The sequence below is a fragment of the Hanstruepera ponticola genome (assembly GCF_002940745.1).
Classification (GTDB): domain Bacteria; phylum Bacteroidota; class Bacteroidia; order Flavobacteriales; family Flavobacteriaceae; genus Hanstruepera; species Hanstruepera ponticola.
In genome coordinates this window covers 162,871-183,896 of sequence record NZ_POTB01000001.1, presented here as the reverse complement: position 1 = coordinate 183,896, position 21,026 = coordinate 162,871, and the positions used below count along the sequence as shown (strand labels likewise).

The following is a 21,026-nucleotide window of genomic DNA, read 5'->3' as shown; positions in this document are numbered from 1 at the left end:
AAAAGGATACACAACTAGGTTTTGGTTATAAACAATTTTGTTTTTAGGTTAAGACTTGGTTTAAATCAAAAAAGACGGTGTTCATGCAAATTTTTATACTGTACATCAATATAATTGTGTTTAGATAGTAACATTTGTAATTTCGCCTTATGATTAAGTTTTTAAAAAAATATAAAGCCTTTATTATTGGTTTAATAGTTACCAAGGTTTTAGCATTACTTTTAGAATACAAGGGCGTTATTATTATTGATGATGATGAACATCTTACTAATATATTGGGATTCCTGTTTTATTGGTTTTTAATTTCAATGCTTATTCACAAAATCGCCTATCTCAAAGAACACATAAAAACCATTATTAAGGTCATAAGTCTTATGCTCTTCTTAATAGTCATACTTGTTATAGACTCTAATGCTGATATGCCAGATAATCCGGTTACCATCCTGTTACTCATGGTATTTTATTTGGCCATTGTTTACGTAATAATACCAACATTTTTTAAAAAGTACAAAGTAGCTATACTCGCTACATATACTTTGGCATATTCGGTTTTTCTGTATTTTAGGCTGTTTTCTGATAGCTTTGAATTGTACAGACAGCAAAGCAAGGAATTGTTTATTCTCTTTCTGTTGCCAATCCCCATTTTTGCCTCATTGTGGGCTTACCACCAATGGAAATGGTTTCAAAATTTAAAAAGTGAAAAGTCAAAAGCCGAATTAGCCATGCTGCAAGCACAAATGAATCCTCATTTCTTTTTTAATACCTTAAATAACTTATATGCATTAACCATTAAGAATTCTGATAAAGCACCTGAAGTTATTTTGAAATTGTCCGATATGATGCGCTATACTATTTATGAAGGTAAAAAGGACTTTGTAACAATTCAAGAAGAGATTGAATATTTAAATAATTATATAGAATTACATAAAATTCGCTATAAAAAAGAGGTTGATATCCAATTTAACCATGATGTTGATAACGATTTAAAAATAAAACCCTTACTATTCATTATCTTGTTAGAAAATGCCTTTAAACATGGTGTTGAATCCTGGCCTAAAAATAACGCATACATTCACATGAATCTGGCTTATACTGATGATTTTGTACAATTTGATATAGAAAATAATTTCGATGGAACGCATAATAACGACGTTGGTATCGGGCTAGATAATCTAAAAAGGCGCTTACAGTTATTGTTTGGAAAAAACTACGCCTTATTAATTAATAAATCGGACAACACCTATAAAGTAACCTTAAAAATACCACCTCATGCTTAAGTTTATAATTGTTGACGATGAACCGCTAGCTCATGAAGTCATAACGGAATTATGTAACATGATTCCGCATATAAAAAAGGTTCATAGCTGTTATAGTGCTATGGAAGCTATGCAGTTTCTTAATGAAAACAAGGTGGATTTTATGTTTTTAGATATTAATATGCCCAAATTAAAAGGTCTCGACTTTCTAAAAACCTTAAGCCATCCACCAAAGACCATTATAACTACCGCTTACAAGGAATATGCTTTAGAAGGTTATGAATTAAACGTAGTCGATTACCTTTTAAAACCCTTTAGTTTTGACAGATTAGTAAAAGCAGTCAATAAGGTTTCAGAGTTACAGACATCTAAAACGGTAATAAAAGAAGTTTCAAACAGCGATACCAATCCTACTAGCCTATTTGTTAAAGGTGATAAAAAACACCATCAAATAGAATTAGACAACCTGTTATATATTGAAGCCTATGGCAATTATACCAAGCTATTTCTAAAGGATGACATGATTGTAAGTCATGAAAAAATATCGCACTATGAAGATCATTTAAATTCTACTCATTTCCTACGCGTTCACAAATCCTTTATCGTTGCCATTGATAAAATAAAATTTATTGAAGGGAATCGTATTGTCATACAGGAGCATAAAATACCCATTGGTCAAACCTACAAAAGCAATGTAAACAGGCTATTTAAGATTTAATTATATGCTATCTAAAATATAAACTGAAATCGCAGATTCAACGAAGTTAATCAAGTTCAGCATGACAAAACTATATTAAACTGGACTTGTCACCCTGAACTTGTTTCAGGGTCTAAAATTTGATAAAATATCCACAAAAAACCGTTAACGCGATTGTCAAGCATCAGCGTTTCTTCACAAATCAAAATAATCAATACCTGTTAATCGGTATAGTCAAAAAACTATCTGCATACCATTTTATCTCTAAAGGTTCTCCAGCATCTTGAATAGTTTCATCACTCACAGCTTTTCCTGTTCCATAATTTATTTGAGAAAACGGATGCTTAATGCCATTAATAACAACAACTAAACGACTTCCTTTTTTTAATTTCTTACTGGTCATTCTAAAATTACTAATCGGTATGGCGGTCTTTTCATTTGGCGTCAGCAAGTTTCTGTGTTCCTTGTCTTGAGACATACTGGCTCTGGTTGTAAATGGTAATGTCAAACTAAAGAATTTGCCTTCTGCGGTTTGTTCGTATAGTAATACATTACAATCAAAATCCTTTTTATTGATAGATACATTTAAAACGCCTCGTATTGCTCCAGTTATTTCTACATCTTCATCAAAGGGTTCTGTAGCAAACGAGAAACCTTGACCAACCGTTAGGGTTTCTGATACAATGCTACGATCGCCACTTAAATTCCATGAGAATTGACTGCGGTCAGACAAATCAATGATTTGTTGAATATAATTGGTGGCATCAGCACTTTCGGATAAACTAAAGTGTTCATTTACGCCCAGATTTCCAGTGTCATAGGTCGATTTAAACGCCACACCAGAACGGTGATTACTAAAATATACCTGTAACGAGTCCGTAGCCATGTTATCCAATGATGCTGCATGTTTCCAGGTATTGGCACCCATCACTTGATAATTTATTTTATCCTGTAACAATGCGGGTTTCTGGGCATCTTTAAATATGTAATCAAACCATTCAAAGATTAAATTCTTAATATCTATCTGCGCTACGGGATCAATATCATACCCTAGAATGTGCTTTTCGGGTAATTCTTGCGCCCCAAAATGCGAATAAGGCCCAATCAAAAGGTAATGCTCGGCATTAGGATTATATTGATAATGGGATTTTAAATAGTGCATGGTCCCAAACTGCCCACCATCATAATATCCTGTAGTACTCAATATAGGGATATCAATTTTAGAAAAATCGGCTTGATTATAGAGTGTCATATTTTTCCAATACGCATCAAATGTGGGGTGTTCCAGTGTCTCATTGAATCCCGGATTGGGTTCACCATCTAAACTATCTAAACGCTTATACGCCACACCTTCTGTATACCAATTAAAGTATAAATCATTCCAGCGTTTACCATTATAATATGAAACGGTATCCAACGTTTTATTATTCGTCACATAATGCCACCACGGGTAATGAAAGTTAAAATAGACTCCATTTTCCATAGGTTCAGCAATACCTGGAGCCGCAGCAACCGATGGCACAATCGTTTTCAAGGCTGGATGCACAGCTTCCTTCATGGAAGCCCACTGTACAAAACCAGCGTAACTACCACCATACATCCCCACTTTAGAATTGCTCCATGCCTGCTTGGCAATCCAATCTATAACATCATACACATCCTGACCTTCATGAACATAAGGTGTTATCTCGTTCGGACTTAAGTGTTTCCCTCGGGTATATGACACCACGCCTATATAGCCTTTATCGGCTGCTTCATAAGCTCTGTTAATGTCTTCTGTACGCGTATATATGGTATGAAACAGTATGGCTGGCTGTGGTTTTATTTCTGCTTTGCTCCTAACAATTATGGCAGATACTTTCGCACCATCTCTGGTGGTGATTAACACAGAATCTTGTACCAAATACGCTTTACCATCTCTACTCACAGTTCTGGGCTCTTGTTGTACGTCTGGTATCGAGTTACAAGAAACCAACCCGACTAACAGTAGAACAAATGCGACCTTTAATAATTTAAATGCTGTCATGGTTATGGATTGGTTTTATTTTGAATACTCAATTAATTCCTCGGTATAAGAAAAACCGTCTTGCACTTGGGTCATTCTTATAAAGTTCTTGACTTCCGGTGCATACACCCACACTTCATCCGTTTGGGCACTATAACCTCTTGAATTAGAAACGGTTCCCTTGTATTCTATGGTATAAGCCATAAATGTCCCTGCTCCTACGGTTTCTTCTTTATAAGATAGGACGACTACGTCCTGACTTTGTTTTCCGGTAGTACCATCTTGACTGGTCCAGTCTTTTTCATAGGTCCATGTTTTACCAACTTCCAAAGGCCATTTATAGCGTGGTGTGGCACTCGTTTCAGGCTTTACAATGTCAGACACCAAAACGGTATCCTGACCTACGGTCATGCCTAATGAGCCATTAATAGCAACAATCCTTCTCATGTCGGTTCCATCTGATCGAACTTCGCCTTCATCAGTAACGCCTTTGTATTTCCATACCCACTTCTCGCCTAGCGAATAATCAGACAATACGGGTTGCTTCGTCATGGTTACTGCCTGATGACTCTTGCAAGATGTCAAAAACAATAGTGTTAAAGCCACTATGAATGTTACAAAGTAATTTTGAATGGTAAACGGTTTCATAATTCTAGTTTTTAATAATTAATGACACAAAGTAAAGGCCATTAACAGTCTCAAAAAACAAAAAGTACAGGAGCGTAATATAATGGCTTTGAACGTCAATAAATGGGTGTTTTACCCTTACAGACTATTCCAATTCCGAAACTTAACCGACTGACGGCTAGATACATCTATCGTTTCACCTGAAGTTAATTGAATCTGCAACCTATTATTAAAATGCGGATGAATCTCTTGTATATAGTGTATGTTGATTATCTGACTTCTATTCGCTCTAAAAAATACCGTAGGATCCAATTTTTCCTCCAAAAGATTTAACGAACGCTTAATCATAGCCTTCTGCTCACCAAAATACAAGCGTGCATAATTCTCCAACGATTCTATATACTGAATGTCAGATAACGGAATAAAATAACAGGCCTCGCCATCCTTAATAAATATCTTGCGGTGCATGGGCAACACATCAGGACTGGCCTCACGTTTCTTTAGTAGTTCCTGTTTTACCTTGGCAATGGTTTTGGCAAAGCGTTCTTCACGTAACGGTTTAACTAAATAATCCAAGGCATTCAACTCAAAGGCTTTAACCGCATACTGGTCATAGGCCGTGGTAAAGACTACCTCTGGCACCGTACCCAGCTCTTCTAATAAATCAAAACCAGACTTTTCAGGCATATGGATGTCCAGAAAAATAATGTCGGGCACTTCGGTTTCTATCAGTTTAATAGCTTCATCTACATGCGAAGCTTCCCCAACTACATGAAATTCTTGGTGTGGCTTTAAAGCACGCTTTACCTCTTCTCTGGCCAAACGCTCATCGTCTATAATAATAGTTTTAAATGTCTTCATGGGTTTTTAAAGGTAAAATAAGCTGCGCCTCTACAGTATGGGTATCCCGTGCTGTTAAAGTGCAGGTTGCTGCTGTTTTGTATTGTAAGGCCAAGCGTTCTTTTAAATTCTTAAGCCCTACGCCTTTCGTGTTTGATGCTGTCAATTTTCCAGGGTTTTGTACGCTAATGACTAGCGTATCGCTTTGTTTACTAATGTCCAATCGCACAACCCCACCTTTAACCGACTTATCAATACCGTGTTTAATGGCATTCTCTACCAATAATTGAATACTTAAGGTCGGTATTTTAACAAGCTCCAGACTAGGGTCTAATGAAATGTCTAAAGATAAGCGTTCTTCAAAGCGCAGTTTCTCCAATTCTATATAATCGCTTACCAGTGCCAGCTCGTCCTTAATGGTTATTAAATCGGTATTGGTTTCATAGAGCGACGAGCGTAATAAATCTGATAACAAATCTATAGCCCGTCTGGCTTTACTGGGGTTCTCCTCTATTAAGGATTTAATAGAGTTTAACGAATTGAATAAGAAATGCGGATTCAATTGCGCCGAAAGATTATCCAGCTGTATCTGTTTGGTTAAAATAGATAGTTGGGCATTTTCTTGAGCCGTAGCCACCTCTTTTTGGTAATAATGGTATAAGTGGTAGGCCAGAATCCAGATAGACATCAAGCGTAAACCTGTAAGTAATATAGGATCCCAATACACTAGGGCTTGCCCAAAATCTTCTACCTCGCCGGCAATAGCCGTCCAATAGATGTACCATTTTATATTGTTTAGCAACACATATAACACCGCCAAAACAAGGATGCTGGGCACTACCCTATACAGCAATTTCTTAAGCGGCAAGGCGTTCCACTGTCTATGTAAAGCAAAGCGCCTGTAACCATGCGTTAAAAAGATACCAATGGCAATATCCAGCACATAGTTTACAAACGTGTAAAACACCCCATAGTTATCACGTGTATACACCGTATAGGCCCAATAGATAGACACCAGACTCCATCCCAGGAGCTGACAGGTCCAATACAGTGAAGGCTTGGTCTTACGGGTATGTGTGGTATTGCTAGTAGCCATTATGAAACAAAGCAACAAAATACTTTTTAATAGTAAAAATAAAAATACAGGAACGTGCGTAATCAGGTATAGGCGTTAGTTGTAAATTATATTAGTCTATTTGGGTTGGTATTTGTATCACCTCTATCTGACTCGAGATTTACCTGAAGCTGACCCGAAGTACCTATGGCTTTCCTATGGCTTAAACACGGGTGAACCTACCTTAAGGTATGGTTAAACGATATAGCTCGTATTTATTTGAAATGGCTAAACTATGGCGACGCATTCCATAGCCTGTGCGGTTTTGAGGGGTATAAACTCATTTTCGACCAGATTACCGTAGTTGATGCCCAACCAGACTGTGATGGCTGTATTTGTTGGTGTGCCGGTGTTTATGGGGTTGATGAGCTGTAAATTGATATTTTGATGCTCCATATTACATACTAATGGACTGGATTGACTGGTTGTACCTAAACCATCACTATTTGGGTATTGCGGCTGATAACACTGTGCGGCTTCTGACCATTGGTAATTGGATACGATGCTTAAGGCAGCAGTTAGCCTGAAATGTGTTGCTGTTTTTGGTACTTGTTTGAGATGGTGTTTGCTGCTTTTTTGGATGCTGATGTTTACCACTGAACGTGCTGAATTACCTGTTATTATGGGTTTTGCGGTGTATATTTGGTTGAAAATTTTTGTTTTGTTGAGTTGAAAGCCTATTAGTAATTCTGGCTGATTGAAGAGGTTTGCCTCCCGTTGTCCTCGCTCTCCACTCCCCTTTTGAATGATTTTGCGGCAACAGCCTGATAACCTACTTGTCATATAGCTATCTTTAAAAGCGGCTACATTTTGTTGCAGACCTGTGCCAATAGCTTTAGCCAATTTAGACCCACCACCAAATTCTTGGAGGTTTGCCTTGACGGATTTGAATGCGGGATCGTTGTAGATGCGGTTTTTTGAAGGACCTGCTGCTCTACGCTTAATGTACTCGCCTTTGAGAACGTAGTAACATACCCCGTTTAATGTACCCTTTAATTTTATGAACCCTGTTTGTTTAGGCATTTGATTATAAGTAGGTTATAGAGTAAATATAGGGATTTTTAGGGAAATTGAAAAATGAGATTCTCGTGAGTCTGTCACAAGAGTATAAAATTTTCGCAGCCTCATCAACTCGCAGATCTTAAAATTGATACTTAATCAATTTTAAAAACTCGTGAGTAATTTTCTATACACTTGTTATATGAAGTCTTTTTATTGAAGGTTTCTTTTAAAGTTTCATTATCTTTTGTCTTGAAACAAAAGAAACAAAAATTCAAGTTAGGTATTCTCAATATTGATACTCAATCAATATTGAGAATAGTATATAATTTTGGAAACAATTACGTTTCGTTACACTATATTTTAGGAAGCATTATAACAGCTTAAGACTGCTTTGAAATTCAATTTAAAATTGAAACTCTTAAGATTATGTAATGCTATATCCCTAAAATATTAACGCTCCACTCACCTATTGTTTTAGCCAAAATTTTATGAGGTCATAAACTACATATAAAGAATTTTTATTTATGTAAGAAGAATTACTAACTTTACTTTAAAATAGATTCAAAATCAGATGGATACAGAAGGAAAAAAAATTAATTATAAAGAAGAAATACAATATTTACCCATTTCTAAAATTGAGCCTAATCGCTTTAATCCTCGACAAAGGTTTTCTGAAGAAGAAGAAGATGAACTAATAGCATCTATACTTGAGAAAGGGATTTTAAATCCACTAATTGTTTTTAAAAAAAAAGATTCTGATGAGTATGTTATTCTAGATGGAGAAAGAAGGTTTAGAGCTAGTAATAAGCTTAATTTAAAAGAGTTGCCTGCTAGAATTTTATTAAATGAACCAGATAAATTAGAAAGTTTATCACTTATGTTTCATATTCATCATGTTCAAAAAGATTGGACTCAGTTTTCCATATCAATTACTTTAATTGATATAATCAACGAAATGGGAATGAATCCAAAGCGCTTAAGTAAAGAAGATCGCGAACAATTAATTAGGAAAACCTCACTATCAAACTATAAAATTAATCGCTATTTAATTTTTCAAGATTATCCTCAAGATGTTATTGAAAGGTTTTTGAGATCAGAAATTGAAGATGAGCAGGAACCAGGTGCTGATCCAGATATTTTATTGGAAATGCATAGACCTATTAGACAAATAAAAAAGTTAATGCCAGAATTATTAGTCAAATATCCAATAGCAAAAATAATAGATTCTTGTATTAAGAAAAAAGCTAACAACGTTATTGTTAATAACAAAGAATTTAGATTTTTGAACAAAAGTCTATCAGCTTCAGATAAAGGCATGATTAACTCTGAACGGTTAAAAGAAGAAATAATTACATTCATAAAAAACATAAATACTACACCTGAATCAATTTATCTTAAAACTGCCAAAACGTATTTTCAAGTAGAATCACTATCAAAAATAACAGATAACCTAACTAAAGAATTAAACAACTTAAATTTAGCAAATATTACAAGTTCCGAAAGGAATAGAATTACGAAGCGATTGGATAAGTTACAGACACTAATTAAGTCGCGTTTTGAAATATGAGTATGGAAAACTCAATACAAAAGCTTCTAAAAACTTATGAATCAAAGGGTTTTGAGAAAGTTATTGACTTAGAATACCTTTTTAAATTTCGACCAAATTTTGTTTTTAAGAGTAAAGAAAAATTTATTGGAATTTATACTCGTACCTCCGCATTAATAAATTCTTCAGTAGTCGAAAGAATAGCTCAAACTACGGAAATACGTAGTCTGCCAGCAAAAAACGTCATATTTTTTCCTAAGATACCAGACCATAACGTATTATTAGATTGCAGTAAAAACAGAGTTGAAGTGTGCTATCTAGAAAATGGCGTTTTAAAGTTTGTTGAAGTTGAAGAGTTGCCTATTGCGGTTGTTAAGCACGTAAAATATATAATGCCAAAATTAAGTGTATTTCTATCATCAAAACAAGTAATTGATGAACGAAAAAGTGCGGAAAGAATAGTGAACGTTATAAATTTGAAATATCAACAGCCTATTTATCCTTTTGCTGTAGAGAAGAATAAAAAAGGTAAAGTTCTAACGCCAAAAGAATTAAAATTAGAAATAATGAATGGCATGGTTGATTGTGAATACTTTTTTGGAATTCTTACGGAAGATTTTAGTAGTGCAACTGAATTAGAAATTCAAGTAGCATTAAAAATGAAAAAATTAGAAAACATAAGATTATATGTTAAGGATAATGACCAAACGCAACAAGCATGGAAAGATTTACTGTTCGAAATACAGTTAAAGTATAAAATAAAAGGCAAGACAGTTTGGTACTACCCTTTTCCAGATAAATTTGATTTGGAGGAAGAAATCAGAAAAGATATTATTGAAATATTAAGTAAAAAACACAGGGATAACGGCTCTTTCTTCTTATAAGAATTATTTTTTAGAATTTAATTCTAATATTTTTTCCCAATTGATAATGCCATCATCGTTACAAAACTCAATGCTAAATTCTCTCGTAAATTTATTAATCATAATATTATAAGATTCAACAAACTCATCATTTCGTTCCTTCGCTTTATAACCGAGTGGTTCAATAATTTCTTTATATAAATTTTCATTACCTGAGATAAACTCCCAAAACCTTTGTCCGCAAAATTTATAATACTCTCCTTTATCAGGTTTATTATCTTTTCCATAACAGCATCCATTAATAGAAACAACATTAATATTACTATTACTTGTGCGTAAAGCCATTGATGCTTGCCTATAATAATCCTTTAACTTTTTTAGAGAGGTACTATTTGACCACTTCGGACCAGATTTTATTGCAACTAAATACCTTTTCCCTTCTAAATCAAATTCCAAATCAATTCCTTCAATCCCAGATTTCCAACCACCATAAACTTTTGAATTTATAAATATTGCCAATCCTTCGAGCCAATCACCAAAAATGGTTTCTTCATTTGAAGATACATGAGCATCAACTATACCAGAAACTATTTCTCCTGACGTCAAAACATTTTTGGCTTTAAATAGATATGGATTTTTTCGCTTAAGAACATTTTTAAGCTTTAGTTTATTCAAACTTTCAATTCTTTTCTGATGAAAAGTACCAATATTTTCTTCTACATAACTTACTACTTCACCAATTTCAATCATTATAATTTTATATTTTTACTCAATCAAATTTAGTCAATATCTTTTATTGCACAATTTTTAAAATATCAATATTTTAAAATATATATTTGTCGAATTAATAAAAAATGTCAAAATTCACTTTTATAGATTTATTTTCAGGAATAGGTGGTTTTAGAATCGGCCTTGAGCGTCATGGTGGAAAATGTTTAGGTTTTAGTGAAATAGATTCTGACGCGATTAAATACTACTATGAAAATTTTGGAAAAGAAAAAAATCATAATCTTGGCGATATAACTGAAATAAATGAATTGCCAAAACATGACCTTTTAACTGCTGGTGTTCCTTGTCAAAGTTGGTCTATTGCTGGTAATAATTTAGGCTTTGAAGATGATAGAGGTCAACTTTGGAATGACACAATTTTTTTACTTAACAAATCAAAGCCTAAAGCTTTTATTTTCGAAAATGTAAAAGGTTTACAAGACCCTAGAAATAAATTGGCTTTCGAATATATTTTAATGAGAATAAAAAAAGCTGGTTATCATGCAAAACCTTTTTTGATAAATTCTCACGACTATGGAGTTCCTCAAAATCGAATTAGGGTTTATATTGTTGGTTTTAGAAATAAAAAGTTTTTAAATAAATTTCAGTTGCCCGAAAAAATATTAAATGGGAAGAAGTTATTTCATTATTTGAATGATTTACCTATTCCGAACTTCGAAAAGAAAAAGATTGAATCAAGTGTGTTGTTTGGCAATAATGTCCCTTTTTCAAGAACTAAGTTCCAAAAGAATGATGAGCTAAATGATTTTTTTTTATTTAATGATATAAGAAATGGACACTCAACTATACATTCATGGGATTTAATAGAGACCACAAATCGCGAAAAAGAAATATGTTATTTATTGTTAAAAAACCGAAGAAAAAAAACTTATGGCCCTTTTGATGGTAACCCTTTATCATTAGCACATTTCAAAAAATTAGATTCTAAAATATTAAAATCTGAATTAAAAAAATTATGCTCAAAAGAAATTCTTAAAGAAGTTGGATTTGCTTATAAAATTATTAATTCAAATTTTTCAGAATTGGATAATAATGAAAAGCTAATACTATCTCATTCTAAAGGACAAAAATTATTTTTTAACGACCTCAAAAAAAGTAAAGAATTAAAAAAGAAAAAAATTAAATTTAGACCTCTAATTGAAAGATTAATAGCTAAAAAATATTTATCTCTAATTGAAGTTAGATATGATTTTGTTAATTCTAAAATTAGTTCTGGTATCAATGGTATTAATAGAATATACTTACCTAATTCTGATATTTTCTCAACCTTAGTTGCAAGTGATACAAATGATTATATTTCTACAATAAATATTTCTGCATCGAATCCTATGGAATTCAAAAATACATTTATGAATAATGTTATAGCACCTAATAATTATAGAAAAATAAGTAAAAAAGAGGCTCTAATTATTCAAGGTTTTAAAAGTGAATTTGTTCTTCCTGAAAAAAGAACTAAATGGATGAAGCTAGTAGGTAATAGTGTTTCTGTTCCAGTTATTGATAATCTTTGTGAATCAATAGTGAAAACTGGAGTATTTAAATAATTTCAATTATATATTTTTAATTTATGTGTTGATTTAATAAGACCATCTCTTATTTTACTTCTTTTCATAAAATTTTTTTCATTTTTAATAAAAGAATAGAAATTGATTGGAGTATTAAATAATTTTGAGCAAGCTTTTAAAATAGTATTAATTTCTGTTCTTTTCATACTATGTTTATCTAATTCATTTATTGCATGAAAGAAAGCTGGCCAAAATAATGCAACTTTAACAAAACTTATATTTATTGGTGTTCCGATTAATGAAAATGCTCCACTAGTTATTAATTTTGAAGCTAAATTGCGATTACTTCCTTTGCATGCAGATAAAAACACTCTTTTCCTATTTATAGTTTTACCAATAATTTCATTAAACTCGTTATTAAGAATAAATTCTTTTGTCAATTCAATTCCATCCATATTTGCATGAAATGAAAAGTGCAAATATCTAAATTCACTTTCAGCAAATTTATCTATTGCTATCTTTAAATCATCTTTGTTTTCAATACTTAAATAAATTACAGGAATGTTTGATAACTCTAAAATTTCTTCAAGTAATTCGCCATCAAAATAATCTCCATCTTTTTCAGATAAAGACTCAATAATAAAAACACCATATTTTGTTTTCATAAATCTAATTTTTATACAAATTTATAGCATTCTTTTTAATTCCATTCCACACACATTCCACTACTCTCCTATCATCACGTAGAACGTTATAATACAGTTTCAGTATTTGATTAAACCCCTAACAAAAAAGCATAAAAAAAGGTGCCCAAACCTAAAATTTAGACACCATTATATTGTAAAGGTGTTAAAAAACCCTACTCATCCAACAACAAGTTTAAGGTCACCGTAATATTATCGCGTGTAGCCTTACTAAACGGACAGATTTCATGAGCGCTTTCAACCAATTGCTCGCCAGTCTCCAGATCAACACCTGGAATATAGCAATCTAGCGTAGCTTCTAGGCAAAACCCATCATCATCCTTACAAAAGCCAATAACAGCGGTTACGCTTAAAGTCTTGTCATCAATATCCAGACCTTGTTGCTTGGCAATAGCTTGTATAGCACCACCAAAACAGGCCGCATAGGCCGCACCAAATAATTGTTCCGGGTTGGCACCATCACCACCAGCACCTCCCATAGATTTAGGTACTGATAAATTAAAGTCTATAGGACTGTTCTCTGATTTTACATAGCCTGCTCTGCCACCAACAGCTTCGGTGGTAGCTTCATATAATGTTTTCATGTTTTCTTTTTTTAGAATGAATCATAAAGATACTATCCCACACATCATCAGTAAAGTGATTTCTCATAAATTTCTCTTAAAATACAAATGGGGCGTAAAAGACCTAAAAAAGAGCCCTAAAGACTTTGAATTGTCAATTATATTTCCTATATTAGTTGAATCTTAATTGGGGTGCTAAAGTATTATACAGCTGAAAACAAACCCATTGAACTTCGATGGATAATGCCAACTGAAGGAATTAAGATACCAAAGGGAATTGAAGGTGTAAAAAATCTTTTAATTCCCTTTGTTTATTTAGTGCTATACCTTGATTCAGACACGCTATTTGAATATTACTTACTATAGATAACAGGCATCTGCCCTTTCCATTTACTCCAAAGGTTTTCGTTAGTAATAAGACTTGCCATAAAATGCCCCACATTAATACGGCTTACTTTACCCGCATTAAAAATAGCACTTCGTGTTGGTGAGGCGTGAATCTCATAGTCGGTTACAGTGTCTTCGTTAATCAAACCATCTGGTCTTACGGCAACCCATTCAATTGTTTGATGGTCCTGCCCTATTTGTGTTCTTAAATAGTCTGCTGCTTTTTCATTATCTACATGTGGTGGTAATAGTAAACGCAACAATCCTATAACACACTTTTGAGCAAACGAAATGGGTTCGTTTAAATCCCGATTACGATTCCCTGTAGTATTCATTAGTACATACTTTACAGGTTGCTGTGGGTTATTAGACACTATTGCTTGGCATAATCTGCGTGTTGCATCTGTAACCAATCGCCTTGGATGACCGTACACGCCTTTAAACGTCAGGTTATGCCCAAGGCAAGATGCTACAGCCTGACAATCGTGAACAATATTGCGCATTTCGGTATCGGTTAATTCTAATACGCTTGCAGCAATTATTTGGAGATTGTCATTAGTTTTCCAAGCATCGGGCACCTTTTCAGGAGACCTTACAATGACTTTTACATTTTGGTTTTGAACAAGTAGTTGTTCAACTAATTTACTTCCGGTTGCCCCACTGGCACCTACTACTAAAACGGTCATGATTATTTTGATTGATTGTGATACTTAAAAGACGCCGTAGTACAACAAATGTTACAATGACTGATTCGTAGCTTTGCGTAAGATTTTAACAACACGGTTATGGGTTATTTCCAGTAAATTATATTGGTAACCTTCAAAATCGGTGGTATTCATAAACTGAATAACCACGGCATCAATATCTTTATGGTATTCTGCCATACTTTGATGGCCTGGTACCAGACCACCATGGTTGTACTCGTAAGGATAGATTTCCTGTTCGCCGGCATCAAATACAGAACCGTCGTTTAAGGCTCGTAAAAATATAGCCACATCTTCAGCTGTTGCTATCATGCCGTATTCATTCCCCTTAAAATCTTCATCATACCCAACGTAATACCCACTCATAACATCATCTAAATTCACTTCATTAAGCGAAAAGAAGGTGTTATGCAATTCAAGCGGTATTAGTATGCGCTCTTTTATAAACTGTTCGTGACTATGGCCTGTTACCTTTTTAATAATCTCCCGAAGCAATAAATAATTGGTGTTTGAATATTCATAACCTTCATCGGGTTCAAAACTAGCTGGAAGATCGAGAGCAAAATCGAGTGCTGTTTTACTATTGGTTTGTTCGTCTTCCCAATAAGCAGGATTATCAGTGAAATTGGGTATGCCAGATCGGTGTTGAACCATCATTTTTAAGGTAATGGTTTCTGCGTTTTCAATTCTACCTACAAGCTCTGGAAAATAATCTGCTAACGTTTCATCTAAAGACAATTGCTTATCGCCTACTAATTTTGTGATAGATACGGCAGTATATAACTTGCTGATGCTGGCAATTTTGAATAAGGCATCAGGCTTGGCAGGTAGTTGTTGTTCGCGGTTATGATAGCCTGCTGTATAAAAGGCTGGTGGTTTACCAGCTTGATCCACATAAACAATAACGCCATCAAAACCATAGGTTAATGTTTGGTCCACTTGCTCCTGAACGGTATCTGGCAGTGGTACTATCCAGGCTTTGACTATAATCCATGGCACAAACCATATGGATATAACCGTACCTACCAGTAATACGATTCTAAATAGTTGTTTGCCCTTACTTGTTTTTTGCGTAGACTTTTTCATATCTCTTAATATACGTCTATTGGTTGGTGTTAGTTTATGGTACAAATATATTGGAGAAAGCCATACCTATACATGGAAGTTAACCGAACTGTAGTATTTTATGGATGAATTGATTTTTGAGAGGATATGCTACAATCCATTGATTGATAAACTCTTATTGTTTAAACCTCACGACGCAATACCTCTAAAGGCGAACTCCGTAACACCCCTTGAATATTACTTAAACCAATAGCTAATACCAATAGTGAAATACCCGGTAAGAACACCAAAAACGGCACGGCTGATGGTACAAAGGGTTCTTTAAAAACCAGGATAGCTAATAGCAAACTACTGACTAGCGCTAAAAGTACACCTACCAAACTCCCTAAAAGCCCTAAAAACAAATACTCTAATGCCGATATGCGTAATATCTGCTTGTTTTTAGCCCCAAGTGTTCTTAACAATACACTTTCTTTAACACGCTGGTACTTGCTATTACGCACAGAACCAATTAGTACAATTATACCTGTAATTATGCTGAAGAAGGCCATAAAATTGATAATCCATGTTACTTTTTGCAATATATCTTCAATAATGGTATACACTTGCCTTAAATCGATAATAGATACATTTGGAAACTTGGCTACCAATTCACTTTGTAATTTAGCCGAGCGTGCTTCATCCGGCACATAGGTAGTTAAAACATTAAACTGTGGCGCCTGTTCCAACACGCCTTTTGGAAATACAATGGAGAAATTAAGTTGCATTTGTCCCCAATCAACCTTCCTGATACTGCCCACAACGGTTTCCATAAGGACACCTTGTACATTAAAAACAACCCGGTCACCAATGGCCAATTTGCCGTCTTGCGCCAGATTATCAGAAATGGATATTGGTATAGGGTCTTTAGTGGTGTGATTAGATATCCAGTTCCCTTGTGTTAGTTCCTCTGATGCGATGAGATTTTCACGATAGGTGGTTCTAAATTCATGATTTAAAAGCCATCCTCTTATACTGCGGGTACTATCTTGCAGGATAGCATTAATGGTACGCCCTTTGATATTGTGCATGCGCATGGTTACCAGTGGGATATTATCTAATATCTGTAAATCATTGTCCGTAAAGGTTGTCATGGTTTCAGTAAGTTGTGCGCTTTGCACATCGAGTGCTATGAGATTGGCATTTTCAGTACTGGCGCCAACACTGGTTTTTGATAGTAGGATGTCCTTGGTAAAGTATAAGGTGCTTATTAAAAACGTTCCTAATCCAATGGCAACGATTAAAACTAATGTCTGATTATTGGGGCGGAATAAGTTTAACAAGCTTTGCCTCACTGTAAAATCTGCCCATTTAGGAAATAAGGCTTTTACGATTTTCATACATAGCACCGCAACAGCTGCCAAAATAGCAAAGGTTACCAAAACACCTATAACAAACGCAGCTGCATACTGCCAGTCCTTAAGCAACCAAAATGAAAAGGCATATAGCGATGTGATAATGATTAATAAGATAATTAGGCGTGCTTTTTTAGGTTTTTCCATAGGCGCACCACCTATTCGCAGTACTTCCAATGGCGACACATACCAGGTGCGCATCAGTGGCAATAAGGCAAATAATACCGACATAAAAAGTCCCAGTAAAACACCCATAATTAGGGGTTGCATGCTAATATGTATTTCGACATCGAAGGGTAAAAAATCTTTTAAGATATACGGAAAAAGCTCCTGCAAACCAACACCTATAAGCGTTCCGATAAGTCCGCCAATGATACCAATTCCCGATATTTGTATCAGAAATATTAAGAAACTTTGTCGGCGTGTGGCGCCCATGCATTTTAACACGGCAACCGCTTTTAGTTTTTCCTTAATGTAAATGTTTACAGAGCTGGCAATACCCACGCAGCCCAATAGTAAGGCAATAAATGCCACCAGATTTAAGAACTTACCCACATTATCATACCGACGCCCTAAACGTCTGCTTGTGCTGGTGTGAGTGTCTAAATCGGCCTTTTCCAAGTCCAACATGGGTTCAATACGGTTTTCCAAGGCATCTAAATCGGCAGTAGGTGCCTTATAAAAAAACTGGTATTCCTTACGGCTTCCAAATTGCAGGAGTTCTGTTTTAGCAACATACCGATAAGGTATAACTACCGGAGGCGCTACCGAAGACGACATGGCGTTACTGCCTGGAATAGACTTTAATGCACCTGTAATGGGTAATGTAATCTCCCCTACTTTAATAGAATCACCCGCTTTAATATTATATTGCAACATGAGTGTGGCATCTACTAAAGCACCTCCTAGTTCTTGATAACTAGCAGCAGCCGAACTGGGTATGGTGGTTAACTTACCATAAAAGGGGAAATCGCCATCCAAGCCCCGAACACGCACTAATTTGGTACCGCCGTTTTTTGGAAAGGCGATCATGGACACAAAGTTCACTTCGCGTGCATCTGGATTTAAAGAATCAATGATAGCTTGAGCGCGTTCTGTTGGCTCATCGCGACTATCAATGATAAAGTCGGCTCCCATTAAAACTTTGGATTGTCTCTGGATATTATCCTTTAAATTCTCACTAAACAATTGAATCGAAACAACTGCAGCAATTCCTAAAATAATAGATGCCATAAATAATAGCAGCCTCACTTTGCTGGCTTTGGCATCACGCCATGCCATTTTAAAAAGCCAGGATGTTTTGCTTTTAGATTGGAATTGTGCTTTACTCAAAATGTTGCAGTGGTTTGGTTGGTGACAATTTGCCCACCTTTTAGCTTTAATATTTGTTGGGTTCTGTTGGCAAGGTCTAAATCGTGCGAAATAATCACTAATGTCGTACCAGCTTCTTTATTAAGCTCAAACAATAATTGAATGACCTTTTCTCCTGTTTCATCGTCTAAATTACCTGTAGGTTCATCAGCAAATAAAATAGAAGGCGTGTTTGAAAAGGCACGTGCTAGAGCAACCCGTTGTTGTTCGCCACCCGATAATTGCGATGGGTAATGATGCATACGATCTGATAAACCCACTTTTTCTAATAAGGTTTTGGCTACTTCGGCTGCATTGTTGGAGCCTTGAAGTTCTAATGGTACACTCACATTTTCAAGAGCCGTAAGCGTTGGTAGTAATTGAAAGTTTTGAAATATAAAGCCAACTTCTTTGTTACGTAATTGGGCACGTTCATCTTCATTCAACGCACTTAAATCATGGCCACATAATTCAACAGTACCAGCATCGGGCTTATCTAAACCAGCGCATAGCCCCAACAAAGTTGTTTTTCCACTACCCGATGGTCCGACAATGGAAAAGGTTTGCCCTTTCGCTACTTCAAATGATATATTTTTTAAAACGGTAAGTTTTTTAGAGCCACTTTCATATGTCTTTTCTAACCCATTAATCTTTAATATCTTTGACATGTAAATCTTAATTTATTCTACAACGTATGTACAGCCCTAAAAATATACAATCCTTTTTGAAAGCACCTAGCATTATGGAATGGAAATTCATAAAGTTTTGTTATTTTCTGATAGTCTTGACTTTGATTTCTTGTGGGAACTCAAACAATTCAAAAGAAACGGATACTCAAGACGCAACCACAGAAACCAATACGACCGATATAGTTGAGCGTTCAAAAAAGACTATTCTTTGCTTTGGAGATAGTATCACAGCTGGATATGGACTGGATGATAGTCAAGATGCTTATCCTGCTTTACTGCAAGCAAAAATTGATTCATTGGGTTTAGCGTATGATGTGGTCAATTCGGGATTAAGTGGCGAAACGACAGCTAGTGGTAGAAGCCGCATTAATTGGGTACTCAATCAAGATATTGCTGTATTTATTTTGGAATTAGGCGGTAATGATGGTTTACGTGGTGTACCTCTATCAGAAACTAGAGCCAATTTACAAGCTATTATTAATGCCGTGCAGGCTAAAAACCCAGAAACTACTATTATTTTAGCTGGAATGGAGTTGCCTCCAAATATGGGACAAGATTACACGTCTGAATTTAGGTCTATTTATGCTGATTTAGCACAAAAGAACAGTTTAGAATTCATACCATTTATCCTCAAGGATGTTGGCGGCATTGCGGAATTAAATCAAAGTGATGGTATTCACCCTACTGTTGCAGGACATAAAATTGTAGCACAGACAGTATGGGACGTTTTGGAACCGGTAATTAATTGAGTCGCCCCAAAATAGAACGACTCATTTAATTAGCTTATTTAAAATTGTCTTACGATCACCACAGCATTACTTGCAAAGCAAGTACCTAAAAAGCAATCACCATTAAAGGTGTTAGGATTAAAGGTCATCACATAAGGTTGATACCCTTCTTTAGTAGAAGTCCAGTAGAATTGTGTTTCATCAAAATTACCCATACCCTGCATGTGTACGTTATCAAAAATAGCTTCCATAGAATCCTTGCTAGGTACAAACCAATCGTCATATCCAGCGTATTCCAAGTCCCAGACGATTTTAAAGGCATAATCGTCGTTACCAAACTCAAGACCGTTAGGTACATTACTGTTATCGGCTAGGTTACCATCAACAATTTGCTGTGTATTGTCAAGCCCAGCTCCTATTTCGACACTATTGGTTAAATCAAAATGATCGCCCCAAGAAGTTTGCCCTATAGTAGAATAGTCGGTGGCTACCATCAGTTTGCCATCTGTTTCGTTGACATGGAAAATATATCCACCTCCATATTCAATACCGTATAAGGCTTCTACGCCCAGCTCGCCCGTAATATCCAATACCGCTACCCCATTGTCTAGATTCTCTACAATGGTTAAGTCCGGATTATATATGGTAAGATCTTCAGGTTCTTGTTGGTTTACGATTAACGAATCATCATTGGAACAATTGCATACTGCTACTGCTAAAAGTAGTAAAAGTAATTTTTTCATATTAGTGTTTTTGGTTTATAGCTATATAACAACTTGAAGCCAAAAACTCCTGAAAGAATTATTTATTTATTACAAATGATGGCTGCCGTTCATTTTTAATATTGTCGTATCAATAAAAAAACCATCTGTTTTCACAGATGGTTTACTTACATTATATATGAGTTGTTTATGCTTTACGCACTTGAACTGCCATAAGGCCTTTATCACCTTTTTCTACATTAAATCTGACTTGGTCAGCTTCCTGTATTTGGTCAATAAGGTTTGATGAATGTACAAATACCTCTTCTTCGGTGTCTGTAACGGTAATAAACCCAAATCCTTTGGCATGGTTAAAAAATTTTACGGTACCTTCTTTCATAATTGTTGTTTTATTAGTTTTTATTAACTTATTTATTAATGTTTTTATCATAATATTGATTGTAAATATTTATACTGAATTGCTTCATTGAGCTTAT

At 34.9% G+C, this 21,026-nt stretch carries 21 protein-coding genes; 7 read left to right on the top strand and 14 right to left on the bottom strand.

Going from position 1 to position 21,026, the window contains the following annotated elements:
- The first annotated feature begins 149 nt into the window (after positions 1–149).
- Together C1S72_RS00840 and C1S72_RS00835 are read left to right on the top strand one after the other, a co-directional pair.
- Complete coding sequence (locus tag C1S72_RS00840) at positions 150–1,277, top strand: sensor histidine kinase (protein ID WP_104733788.1); 1,128 nt, start codon at positions 150–152, stop codon at positions 1,275–1,277.
- On the top strand, positions 1,270–1,974 hold the full coding sequence (locus tag C1S72_RS00835) for a LytR/AlgR family response regulator transcription factor (protein WP_104733787.1): 705 nt from the start codon (positions 1,270–1,272) through the stop codon (positions 1,972–1,974). The genes C1S72_RS00840 and C1S72_RS00835 overlap by 8 nt, the downstream gene beginning before the upstream one ends.
- A gap of 190 nt (positions 1,975–2,164) precedes the next feature.
- Here C1S72_RS00835 and C1S72_RS00830 read toward each other — a convergent pair whose 3' ends face one another.
- The 5 genes from C1S72_RS00830 to C1S72_RS00810 form a co-directional block, all read right to left on the bottom strand.
- Positions 2,165–3,979 (bottom strand): CocE/NonD family hydrolase, encoded by a 1,815-nt coding sequence (locus C1S72_RS00830; RefSeq protein ID WP_104733786.1) that lies wholly within the window; start codon positions 3,977–3,979, stop codon positions 2,165–2,167.
- 15 nt (positions 3,980–3,994) lie between these two features.
- A complete protein-coding gene (locus tag C1S72_RS00825) occupies positions 3,995–4,606 on the bottom strand; it encodes a hypothetical protein (RefSeq protein WP_104733785.1) in 612 nt (203 codons plus the stop codon).
- A gap of 117 nt (positions 4,607–4,723) precedes the next feature.
- A complete protein-coding gene (locus tag C1S72_RS00820; protein ID WP_104733784.1) occupies positions 4,724–5,446 on the bottom strand; it encodes a LytR/AlgR family response regulator transcription factor in 723 nt (240 codons plus the stop codon).
- On the bottom strand, positions 5,433–6,440 hold the full coding sequence (locus C1S72_RS00815) for a sensor histidine kinase (RefSeq protein WP_230401549.1): 1,008 nt from the start codon (positions 6,438–6,440) through the stop codon (positions 5,433–5,435). The genes C1S72_RS00820 and C1S72_RS00815 overlap by 14 nt, the downstream gene beginning before the upstream one ends.
- A gap of 327 nt (positions 6,441–6,767) precedes the next feature.
- The gene (locus C1S72_RS00810) at positions 6,768–7,562 is read right to left on the bottom strand and encodes a hypothetical protein (protein ID WP_104733782.1); all 795 of its coding nucleotides are present in this window, start codon (positions 7,560–7,562) and stop codon (positions 6,768–6,770) included.
- Between the two features lie 550 nt (positions 7,563–8,112).
- Between C1S72_RS00810 and C1S72_RS00805 the strand changes: the two genes are divergently transcribed.
- Together C1S72_RS00805 and C1S72_RS00800 are read left to right on the top strand one after the other, a co-directional pair.
- Positions 8,113–9,108 (top strand): ParB/RepB/Spo0J family partition protein, encoded by a 996-nt coding sequence (locus C1S72_RS00805; RefSeq protein WP_104733781.1) that lies wholly within the window; start codon positions 8,113–8,115, stop codon positions 9,106–9,108.
- Positions 9,105–9,971, top strand: coding sequence for a hypothetical protein (locus C1S72_RS00800; RefSeq protein WP_104733780.1), 867 nt, complete (start codon positions 9,105–9,107; stop codon positions 9,969–9,971). Before C1S72_RS00805 ends, C1S72_RS00800 begins: the two co-directional genes overlap by 4 nt.
- Positions 9,972–9,974: 3 nt before the next feature.
- Here C1S72_RS00800 and C1S72_RS00795 read toward each other — a convergent pair whose 3' ends face one another.
- A complete protein-coding gene (locus C1S72_RS00795) occupies positions 9,975–10,700 on the bottom strand; it encodes a PmeII family type II restriction endonuclease (protein WP_104733779.1) in 726 nt (241 codons plus the stop codon).
- Between the two features lie 104 nt (positions 10,701–10,804).
- Here C1S72_RS00795 and C1S72_RS00790 point away from each other — a divergent pair, with 104 nt between their 5' ends.
- Positions 10,805–12,283 carry a DNA cytosine methyltransferase gene (locus C1S72_RS00790; protein WP_104733778.1) on the top strand — a complete coding sequence of 493 codons (1,479 nt, stop codon included), beginning with the start codon at positions 10,805–10,807 and terminating at the stop codon, positions 12,281–12,283.
- 2 nt (positions 12,284–12,285) lie between these two features.
- On the opposite strand, the gene C1S72_RS00785 is transcribed toward C1S72_RS00790, so the two are convergent.
- Both C1S72_RS00785 and C1S72_RS00780 read right to left on the bottom strand, forming a co-directional pair.
- Positions 12,286–12,909, bottom strand: a complete 624-nt coding sequence (locus tag C1S72_RS00785; RefSeq protein ID WP_104733777.1) for a hypothetical protein — start codon at positions 12,907–12,909, stop codon at positions 12,286–12,288.
- A gap of 194 nt (positions 12,910–13,103) precedes the next feature.
- Positions 13,104–13,532 (bottom strand): organic hydroperoxide resistance protein, encoded by a 429-nt coding sequence (locus C1S72_RS00780; protein WP_104733776.1) that lies wholly within the window; start codon positions 13,530–13,532, stop codon positions 13,104–13,106.
- A 171-nt stretch (positions 13,533–13,703) separates the two neighbouring features.
- On the opposite strand from C1S72_RS00780, the gene C1S72_RS14580 reads away from it, so the two are divergent.
- Positions 13,704–13,877, top strand: a complete 174-nt coding sequence (locus tag C1S72_RS14580; RefSeq protein ID WP_449404762.1) for a hypothetical protein — start codon at positions 13,704–13,706, stop codon at positions 13,875–13,877.
- Here the strand turns inward: C1S72_RS14580 and C1S72_RS00775 are convergent.
- From C1S72_RS00775 to C1S72_RS00760, 4 genes are all read right to left on the bottom strand, one after another.
- A complete protein-coding gene (locus tag C1S72_RS00775; protein WP_104733775.1) occupies positions 13,865–14,584 on the bottom strand; it encodes an NAD(P)-dependent oxidoreductase in 720 nt (239 codons plus the stop codon). The genes C1S72_RS14580 and C1S72_RS00775 overlap by 13 nt on opposite strands.
- 51 nt (positions 14,585–14,635) lie before the next feature.
- Positions 14,636–15,688: a serine hydrolase domain-containing protein gene (locus C1S72_RS00770; RefSeq protein WP_104733774.1), complete on the bottom strand. Its 1,053-nt coding sequence runs from the start codon at positions 15,686–15,688 to the stop codon at positions 14,636–14,638.
- A gap of 161 nt (positions 15,689–15,849) precedes the next feature.
- On the bottom strand, positions 15,850–18,342 hold the full coding sequence (locus C1S72_RS00765; RefSeq protein WP_104735738.1) for an ABC transporter permease: 2,493 nt from the start codon (positions 18,340–18,342) through the stop codon (positions 15,850–15,852).
- A 47-nt stretch (positions 18,343–18,389) separates the two neighbouring features.
- Complete coding sequence (locus tag C1S72_RS00760) at positions 18,390–19,079, bottom strand: ABC transporter ATP-binding protein (RefSeq protein ID WP_104733773.1); 690 nt, start codon at positions 19,077–19,079, stop codon at positions 18,390–18,392.
- Positions 19,080–19,105: 26 nt separating this feature from the next.
- On the opposite strand from C1S72_RS00760, the gene C1S72_RS00755 reads away from it, so the two are divergent.
- Positions 19,106–19,849 carry an arylesterase gene (locus C1S72_RS00755; RefSeq protein ID WP_104733772.1) on the top strand — a complete coding sequence of 248 codons (744 nt, stop codon included), beginning with the start codon at positions 19,106–19,108 and terminating at the stop codon, positions 19,847–19,849.
- A gap of 38 nt (positions 19,850–19,887) precedes the next feature.
- Here C1S72_RS00755 and C1S72_RS00750 read toward each other — a convergent pair whose 3' ends face one another.
- Positions 19,888–20,571: a hypothetical protein gene (locus tag C1S72_RS00750; RefSeq protein WP_104733771.1), complete on the bottom strand. Its 684-nt coding sequence runs from the start codon at positions 20,569–20,571 to the stop codon at positions 19,888–19,890.
- Between the two features lie 166 nt (positions 20,572–20,737).
- Positions 20,738–20,929, bottom strand: coding sequence for a cold-shock protein (locus C1S72_RS00745; protein WP_104735737.1), 192 nt, complete (start codon positions 20,927–20,929; stop codon positions 20,738–20,740).
- Positions 20,930–21,026 lie beyond the last annotated feature (97 nt).

Coding starts and splice junctions, on each gene's coding strand:
- C1S72_RS00835 (WP_104733787.1), top strand. CDS start 1,270: ATGCTTAAGTTTATAATTGTTGACGATGAACCGCTAGCTCATGAAGTC.
- C1S72_RS00770 (WP_104733774.1), bottom strand. CDS start 15,688: ATGAAAAAGTCTACGCAAAAAACAAGTAAGGGCAAACAACTATTTAGA.
- C1S72_RS00785 (WP_104733777.1), bottom strand. CDS start 12,909: ATGAAAACAAAATATGGTGTTTTTATTATTGAGTCTTTATCTGAAAAA.
- C1S72_RS00825 (WP_104733785.1), bottom strand. CDS start 4,606: ATGAAACCGTTTACCATTCAAAATTACTTTGTAACATTCATAGTGGCT.
- C1S72_RS00790 (WP_104733778.1), top strand. CDS start 10,805: ATGTCAAAATTCACTTTTATAGATTTATTTTCAGGAATAGGTGGTTTT.
- C1S72_RS00830 (WP_104733786.1), bottom strand. CDS start 3,979: ATGACAGCATTTAAATTATTAAAGGTCGCATTTGTTCTACTGTTAGTC.
- C1S72_RS00745 (WP_104735737.1), bottom strand. CDS start 20,929: ATGAAAGAAGGTACCGTAAAATTTTTTAACCATGCCAAAGGATTTGGG.
- C1S72_RS00805 (WP_104733781.1), top strand. CDS start 8,113: ATGGATACAGAAGGAAAAAAAATTAATTATAAAGAAGAAATACAATAT.
- C1S72_RS00780 (WP_104733776.1), bottom strand. CDS start 13,532: ATGAAAACATTATATGAAGCTACCACCGAAGCTGTTGGTGGCAGAGCA.
- C1S72_RS00810 (WP_104733782.1), bottom strand. CDS start 7,562: ATGCCTAAACAAACAGGGTTCATAAAATTAAAGGGTACATTAAACGGG.
- C1S72_RS00760 (WP_104733773.1), bottom strand. CDS start 19,079: ATGTCAAAGATATTAAAGATTAATGGGTTAGAAAAGACATATGAAAGT.
- C1S72_RS00750 (WP_104733771.1), bottom strand. CDS start 20,571: ATGAAAAAATTACTTTTACTACTTTTAGCAGTAGCAGTATGCAATTGT.
- C1S72_RS00755 (WP_104733772.1), top strand. CDS start 19,106: ATGTACAGCCCTAAAAATATACAATCCTTTTTGAAAGCACCTAGCATT.
- C1S72_RS00820 (WP_104733784.1), bottom strand. CDS start 5,446: ATGAAGACATTTAAAACTATTATTATAGACGATGAGCGTTTGGCCAGA.
- C1S72_RS00775 (WP_104733775.1), bottom strand. CDS start 14,584: ATGACCGTTTTAGTAGTAGGTGCCAGTGGGGCAACCGGAAGTAAATTA.
- C1S72_RS00765 (WP_104735738.1), bottom strand. CDS start 18,342: ATGGCATGGCGTGATGCCAAAGCCAGCAAAGTGAGGCTGCTATTATTT.
- C1S72_RS00795 (WP_104733779.1), bottom strand. CDS start 10,700: ATGATTGAAATTGGTGAAGTAGTAAGTTATGTAGAAGAAAATATTGGT.
- C1S72_RS00800 (WP_104733780.1), top strand. CDS start 9,105: ATGAGTATGGAAAACTCAATACAAAAGCTTCTAAAAACTTATGAATCA.
- C1S72_RS00840 (WP_104733788.1), top strand. CDS start 150: ATGATTAAGTTTTTAAAAAAATATAAAGCCTTTATTATTGGTTTAATA.